8 protein-coding genes are annotated in these 6,537 nt (G+C 67.2%); 1 reads left to right on the top strand and 7 read right to left on the bottom strand.

Translation table 11 applies throughout. The features are described 5' to 3' along the window. The 7 genes from AC1DSC_RS31890 to AC1DSC_RS31860 form a co-directional block, all read right to left on the bottom strand. The coding region (locus AC1DSC_RS31890; RefSeq protein ID WP_478129075.1) for a tripartite tricarboxylate transporter permease at nucleotides 1–222 on the bottom strand (222 nt) is incomplete at its 3' end. A gap of 15 nt (nucleotides 223–237) precedes the next feature. Beyond that, complete coding sequence (locus tag AC1DSC_RS31885; protein ID WP_012746399.1) at nucleotides 238–726, bottom strand: tripartite tricarboxylate transporter TctB family protein; 489 nt, start codon at nucleotides 724–726, stop codon at nucleotides 238–240. 116 nt (nucleotides 727–842) lie between these two features. Continuing rightward, a complete protein-coding gene (gene tfpB, locus AC1DSC_RS31880; protein WP_012746398.1) occupies nucleotides 843–2,630 on the bottom strand; it encodes a type IV pilus assembly ATPase TfpB in 1,788 nt (595 codons plus the stop codon). Beyond that, nucleotides 2,627–3,409 (bottom strand): spermine/spermidine synthase domain-containing protein, encoded by a 783-nt coding sequence (locus AC1DSC_RS31875; RefSeq protein WP_012746397.1) that lies wholly within the window; start codon nucleotides 3,407–3,409, stop codon nucleotides 2,627–2,629. The genes tfpB and AC1DSC_RS31875 overlap by 4 nt, the downstream gene beginning before the upstream one ends. Then, on the bottom strand, nucleotides 3,409–3,936 hold the full coding sequence (locus tag AC1DSC_RS31870; RefSeq protein ID WP_012746396.1) for a DNA-deoxyinosine glycosylase: 528 nt from the start codon (nucleotides 3,934–3,936) through the stop codon (nucleotides 3,409–3,411). The genes AC1DSC_RS31875 and AC1DSC_RS31870 overlap by 1 nt, the downstream gene beginning before the upstream one ends. A gap of 78 nt (nucleotides 3,937–4,014) precedes the next feature. After that, nucleotides 4,015–4,431 (bottom strand): hypothetical protein, encoded by a 417-nt coding sequence (locus tag AC1DSC_RS31865; protein ID WP_018906470.1) that lies wholly within the window; start codon nucleotides 4,429–4,431, stop codon nucleotides 4,015–4,017. A gap of 130 nt (nucleotides 4,432–4,561) precedes the next feature. Next, nucleotides 4,562–5,422, bottom strand: a complete 861-nt coding sequence (locus AC1DSC_RS31860) for a TatD family hydrolase (protein WP_062362993.1) — start codon at nucleotides 5,420–5,422, stop codon at nucleotides 4,562–4,564. Between the two features lie 91 nt (nucleotides 5,423–5,513). Between AC1DSC_RS31860 and AC1DSC_RS31855 the strand changes: the two genes are divergently transcribed. Then, on the top strand, nucleotides 5,514–6,506 hold the full coding sequence (locus AC1DSC_RS31855) for a S1C family serine protease (RefSeq protein ID WP_012746393.1): 993 nt from the start codon (nucleotides 5,514–5,516) through the stop codon (nucleotides 6,504–6,506). The last annotated feature ends 31 nt before the right edge of the window (nucleotides 6,507–6,537 follow it).

Below are 6,537 nucleotides of genomic sequence, written 5' to 3'. Positions count from 1 at the left end.
GCCGTACTGCGCGCCGTAGTAGATGCCGGCCAGCATGATCAGCGCCGACACGGGCGGCAGCGCGTAGGTGGCGGGCAGCAGCATCGCGATGGTCGCGACCGGGCCGATGCCCGGCAGCACGCCGATCAGGGTGCCCAGGATGCAGCCGACCAGGCAGTACAGCAGGTTGGTGAAGGTAAAGGCAACGCCAAAACCCATCGAGAGGTGTTCAAACAATTCCATTTGCGCGCTTTCTTCTCAACCGGTGATGAAGGTCGGCCAGACCTGGATCTGCAGCTTCAGCGCCCAGATGAAGGCGACATAGCTGCCGACGGCCAGCACGGTGGCCAGGATCAGCACGCTGGGAAGCTTGAACTCATGGCCCGCCAGGCTCGAGATGATCACGAGCGCGTAGATGGCGATGATCATTCCCATGGCCGGCACGCCGAGGCTCGGCAGGCCGCCCAGCAGGATGCCGAACGCGAGATTGGCGCCCAGGATGAACACGACCTGCTTCCAGGCCCACTTGCCGATCTTTTCGCCGTCGGTGGTTTCGACGGTCAGGCCGCTGAACATGATCCCCAGGCCGATGACGGCCATCAGGATGCCCAGCATCAACGGGAAATAACCCGGCCCCATGCGGGCGCCGCTGCCTACGCTGTAGGTGGTGGCGCCCCATGCGAACGCCACGCCCACGACCGTAAACATCAGACCCGAGAAAAAGTCTTTCTGACTCTTGATTTTCACGAACAGTCTCCTCGAACAAATTTCGATGCGAGATTGTCTGGTCAGCTGGTGGTCAGCTCGATGTGGATTCCACTAACCGAAAGCCTAGGGATAACCCCGGGGGCCCGGCCGCTGCTTCACTCCAGCGGCGGCGTCGCGCTCAGCACTTCCTCGATGGTGGTGACGCCTTCGGCGATGCGCAGCGCCCCGGCCAGGCGCAGCGGGCGCATGCCGTCGATCACGGCCTGGCGGCGCAGCCCGGCCAGGTTGGGCTCCTTGGTGACCTGGGCCTTGAAGTCCTCGCTGATGCTCAGCAGCTCGTACAGGCCCATGCGGCCCATGTAGCCGGTCATGCGGCAGTCGACGCAGCCCACGGGCTTGTAGGCGCGCACCGAACCGGTGATCTGCCAGGGCTTGACGATGGTCTCGAGCTTCTCGCGCGTGACCGTGTCGTCGGGCTGCTTGCAGTTGGGGCACAGCGTGCGCACCAGCCGCTGGGCCAGCACGCCGAGCATCACGGCGTTGATGAGGTAGGAAGGCACGCCGAGTTCCATCAGCCGCGTGATGGCGCTTGGCGCGTCGTTGGTGTGCAGCGTGCTGAACACCAGGTGGCCGGTGAGCGCGGCCTGCACCGCCATCTCGGCCGTGGCAAGGTCGCGGATCTCGCCGACCATGATGATGTCCGGGTCCTGCCGCATCAGCGCGCGCAGGCCTTCGGTAAAACCGAAATCGAGCTGCGGCTGCACCTGCGTCTGGTTGAACGAAGGCTCGATCATCTCGATCGGGTCTTCCACCGTGCTCACGTTGACCTCTTCGGTGGCCACGCGCTTGAGCGTGGAGTACAGCGTGGTGGTCTTGCCCGAGCCCGTGGGCCCGGTCACCAGGATGATGCCATTGGGCCGCGTGACGAGCTGTTCCCAGCGCTGCGCGTCGTGCTGCGCGAAGCCGAGCGCGTCGAGGTCCTTCACCGCGGTGTCGGGGTCGAAGATGCGCATCACCATCTTCTCGCCGAAGGCGGTCGGCAGGGTGGAAAGGCGCATTTCGACTTCGTCGCCGCGCATGTTGCGCGTCTTGATGCGGCCATCGAGCGGGCGGCGCTTCTCGACCACGTCCATGCGGCCCAGCAGCTTGATGCGCGACACCATCGCGTTCATCACGCCCATGGGCATCTGGTAGGCCGGGTGCAGGATGCCGTCGATGCGAAAGCGGATCACGCCCTGCTCGCGCCGCGGCTCCAGGTGGATGTCGCTCGCGCGCTGGTCGAAGGCGTATTGCCAGAGCCAGTCGACCACCTGCACCACGCTCTGGTCGTTGGCGTCGAGCTGCTTGGTGCTCTTGCCCAGCTCCACCAGCTGCTCGAAGCTCGCGCCGCCGGTGTTGCCGCCGGCCTTCTGCGCGGCGCGCACCGACTTGGCGAGCGCAAAGAACTCGGCCGTGTAGCGCTGGATGTCGGTGGGGTTGGCCACCACGCGGCGCACGGTGCGGCGCGACTGGCGTTCCACCTCGGCGATCCAGTCGGTCAGGAAGGGTTCGGCCGTGGCCACCACCACCTCGTTGGGCAGCACCTGCACCGGCAGCACCTTGTGGCGCTCGGCGTAGGCCGCGCTCATGGTGTCGGCGACCTTGCCCACGTCGACCTTGAGCGGATCGATGCGCAGGTAGGCAAGCCCGGCGCGGCCGGAGAGCCACTGCGTGAGCATTTCGAGGTCGAGCGGCTTGCCGTCGCTCTCGCGCGTCATGGCCACGTTGGCCAGCCGCACCAGCGGCGCCTGCCGGCTCTCGGCCTGGGCGCAGCGCGCGATGGTGCGCTTGGCTTCCACCGGAGAAATCACGCCGTCGGCGGCGAGCCATTCGATCAGGCGGCGCAGGTCGAGCGGGCCTTCGTGGCGGGCGGCCAGGGATGCGGGGGCGGAAACAGCGCTCATGGGCCGGACGGTCGGGTGAGGGTGGGATTCAGCGGTTTGAACACGCGCAGCCATTTGGGCGCGGGCAGGGCCCATCGAGTCTGGATCGTTTGGGCGCGCTCGGCAAGGGCTTCGCGCTTGGGCCGGCTGGGTGCGCGCTGCGCCAGCACCACCGTGTTGCCTTCGCGCGTCGGCTTGAAGGCCCAGACCGCATCGGCGCCGAATGCACCGGCGATTTTCTCGAGGCTGCGCTCGTAGCTCGACGAGCGGCCGAAGAGATTGACCGTCATGCAGCCGTCCTCGGTGAGCAGCGCGCGGCAGTCGGCGTAGAAGTCTTCGCTGTCGAGCACCGGCGCGGCGGCTTCATGGTCGTAGAGGTCGACCTGCAGCGCATCGACCGTGCCCTGCCATTCGGGCTTGCGGATCTCCTGCGCGGCATCGGCAATGACCACGCGCAGCTTCGGGTCGTCGGCCGGCAGCTTGAACCAGCCGCGGCAGGCCGACACCACCTGCGGATTCAGTTCCACCGCGGTGGTGCGCATGCGCAGCGTCTTGCGGCAGAACTTGGTGAGCGTGGCCGCGCCGAGGCCCAGCTGCATGGCATGGCGGCTGGCCACGCTCTTGGGGTCGGCGAACAGCAGCCAGGCCATCATGCGCTGCACGTATTCGAGCTCGATCTCGAACGGCGCGTCGAGCTTCATCGAGCCCTGGACCCATTCGGTGCCCAGGTGCAGGTAGCGGATGTCGCCCCAATCGGAAAAGTTGACTTCGGGGAGAACGGGAGTTTTGCTCGTGGCCATCAAAGAAGGTGGTGGGCGTCGAAGACCTTGCGCCAGGCTTCGAGCTTGCGCTCGAAGCTCCACGACGCGTTGGCGGGGCTGGTGGAAGGCAGCTGGTAGACCGGCACCCCGAGGGTGCGCGTGTGGCGCGCATGCTTGAAGCTCTCGCCGCCGTTGTGCGCAATGGCCGCGAGCCGGGGCAGGTGCAGGCCCGCGATGTCGTTGGCCACGGGCGCGCGGATGGCGGAGTCGAGGCTGCCCTCGCGCTCGCAGGCCGCGTACACGTCCCACACGCCCAGGCCGCGCTCGAGCAGCCACTTTTTCTTCTCGGGATAGCTGTCTGCGCCCATGGGGAGCGGATGGTGGGGCCAAACGGCTTGCAAGATTTTCCAGAACTGATTTTGCGGATGCGCATAGTACTGCTGCAGTTCGAGCGAGCGCACGCCCGGGAAGCTGCCCAGGATCAGTACGACGGTGGCGGGAGAGACGATGGGGGCCAGGCCCGTGAGCACGGGGCTGCCGGTGTCGGATGCGTTGGGTGGGTTCATGGACAGGCTCTATCTTGGCACTGTCGCCCGCCCATGAAAAAACCCGCCGAAGCGGGTTTTTCTAAAGGCGAATTCCGATTACTTCTTGGCGGCTTCGTTCTCGGCGGTGCCGGGCACCTTCTCGCCGATCGCCTTGCCGGCGCTGCGCATGCCGTCGGCCGTCTTGTGGCCGGCGGTTTCAACGGCGTCGCCGGTCTTGGCAGCCACGCTCTTGGTGGCATTGGTGGCCTTCTTGGTGGTGCGCTTGGTCGCGTTCCAGGCCTTCTTGGTGCCGCGCTCGGTGGCGTTCACGGCCTTCTTGGTCGTGCGCTTGGTGGCATCGACCGCGTCCTTGCCGGCTTCCTTCACCTTCTCGGTGGTGCTGGGCTCCGCGGTGGCTGGCGCCGGCGCTGCGGTGGCCGGAGCGGCGGTGGTCTGGGCCACGGCGGACACGCCGATGGAGGCCAGCGCGAGGGCGAGCACGACAGGCACGGTGCGGATGAAAGATGTGTTCATGCGAAAGCTCCTTTTGGGATGAGATGCTGGAGTGACGAACTTGCCACTGGACAAGAAACGCCGCTTCGAGCACCGAGGATGACAGCAAACCCGCAGGCTTCGTTGCGCCATCGCAAGACGGGATGTCGGCCTACGCGGTGTGCGGCCGGCCTTCCGACAAGGACAGGAGGCCTTCGAGCCGCGGCAGCGCCGCGAGCGCATTGCGGGTGGTGGCTTCGGCCAGTTCATTGATGCCGATGCCGCGCAGCCGCGCCACCACTTCGGCGATGCGCGGCAGCTCGCCTGGCTCGTTGCGGCCCTGCGCTTCGCCGGCCGCGCGCTGCGCCTGGGTGCGGTAGAGCCAATGCGGCTGGATGTCGGGTGCATCGGTTTCCATCACCATCGATTCGAGCGGCAGCGTGGCCGCCAGCCGCCGCAGCTGCAATGCGCGGTCGAAGGTCACGGCGCCGCCGAAGCCCAGCTTCAGGCCGATCCCGATGCAGGACGCGGCCTGCTGCTCGCTGCCGTTGAACGCATGGGCAATGCCCTGCCACGGCCGGCCGGCCGCGGTCTGCCGCAGGTGCTTGAGCACCTTGTCGACCGAGCGGCGCACGTGGATGAGCACCGGCAGATCGTATTTGCGCGCGAGTTGCAACTGAGTGTGAAAGAAGTGCTGTTGCTTGTCGCTGTCCAGCCCTTCCACGAAGTAGTCGAGGCCGATCTCGCCGACCGCAACCAGCCGCGGATCGCCGCGGTGCGCGGCAAGCTCGGCATCGAGTGCCTCCAGGTCGGCCTCCTCTGCATTGCCGGTGCACAGCGGGTGGATGCCCAGCGCATAGGCGTCGCCCTGCACCCGCGCGAGCTCGCGCACGGTCGCAAAGTTGAAGACCGCCACCGCGGGAATGACGCACAGCACCACGCCCCTTTCGGCGGCCCGTGCACGCACGAGCGGCATTTCCGCACCGAATTCGGGCGCATCGAGGTGGCAGTGGGTATCGACAAAAACAGCCATGGCCAGATGATGCCCGAAGGGATGCAAGGCAGAAGAAAGCGTGCTACTGTGACTCCCTACTGACCCGTCATCCCTTGCCGGAGGTGCCCCGATGCGCAGGCCCGCTTTCTACAGCCGTTCGCCCCGCACGCTGCCTCAAGCGGCCGATTCCGCGGCCCAAGAGGCTGCCGTGCCGTCGCCCGAGGGCGCAGCAGGCAATGGCGCGCCACCCCCGCCGCACGCGAAGGCCGGCTGGCAGCCGGGCCGGCGCAGCTTCGCATTCCTGCTGGTGCTGTGCGCCGCGCTGGTTGCAGGCGGCGCCACCTGGTGGCCCCGGCAGGGCAAGGCGCTGACGCAGAAAGACATCGATTCGGCCGTGCTGCGCACGCTGCAGACCCACACGCTGCCCTCGCCCGCCGCAAAGGCCGCCGAGATCGTGCGGCCCTCGGTGGTGCGGGTGGTCGGCTACGGCCCCGAGAAGGCCACGCCCGAGGCCAAGACCCAGAAGCGCGGCCGCAACATGGCCAAGGGCAAGCCGCCCGAAGCCGATGCGCCTCCGGGCGAGGTCGAGCGCGGCGTGGGCACCGGGGTGGTCATCGTCGACAAGGGCGTGATCCTCACCAACCTGCACGTCGTGGCCGGCGCCGAGACCATCAAGGTCACCTTCTCCGACGGACTCGAGGCCGTGGCCACCATCACCGGCGTGCAGCCCGAGAACGACCTCGCGGTGCTGCAGGCCCAGAAGATCCCCGACGACCTGATTCCCGCCGTCATGCGCTCGACCGCAGACCTGCAGCCCGGCGACCAGGTGGCCGCGGTCGGCTTTCCGTTCGGCATCGGCCCCTCGGTGTCGGCCGGCGTGGTGTCGGGCCTGAAGCGCTCGTTCCGCTCGCCCGAAGGCAAGCAGGAACTGGGCAACCTGATCCAGTTCGACGCCGCTGCCAACCCCGGAAACTCGGGCGGCCCGCTGATCAACATGGACGGCGAGGTGCTGGGCATCGTCACCGCCATCCTCAACCCCACGCAGCAGCGCACCTTCATCGGCATCGGCTTTGCGGTGCCCATAGAGAACGCGGCCTCGGCCGCGGGCTCGCCGCCGTTCTAGCCAGGAACATCCCCCGACGCTTTCGATTGTT

Source organism: Variovorax sp. 01N425 (assembly GCF_056399465.1).
Note: the sequence above shows the minus strand (reverse complement) of the source record. Positions and strands in the feature narration are given on the sequence as shown.

Coding starts and splice junctions, on each gene's coding strand:
- AC1DSC_RS31860 (WP_062362993.1), bottom strand. CDS start 5,422: ATGGCTGTTTTTGTCGATACCCACTGCCACCTCGATGCGCCCGAATTC.
- AC1DSC_RS31870 (WP_012746396.1), bottom strand. CDS start 3,936: ATGAACCCACCCAACGCATCCGACACCGGCAGCCCCGTGCTCACGGGC.
- AC1DSC_RS31875 (WP_012746397.1), bottom strand. CDS start 3,409: ATGGCCACGAGCAAAACTCCCGTTCTCCCCGAAGTCAACTTTTCCGAT.
- AC1DSC_RS31855 (WP_012746393.1), top strand. CDS start 5,514: ATGCGCAGGCCCGCTTTCTACAGCCGTTCGCCCCGCACGCTGCCTCAA.
- AC1DSC_RS31865 (WP_018906470.1), bottom strand. CDS start 4,431: ATGAACACATCTTTCATCCGCACCGTGCCTGTCGTGCTCGCCCTCGCG.
- tfpB (WP_012746398.1), bottom strand. CDS start 2,630: ATGAGCGCTGTTTCCGCCCCCGCATCCCTGGCCGCCCGCCACGAAGGC.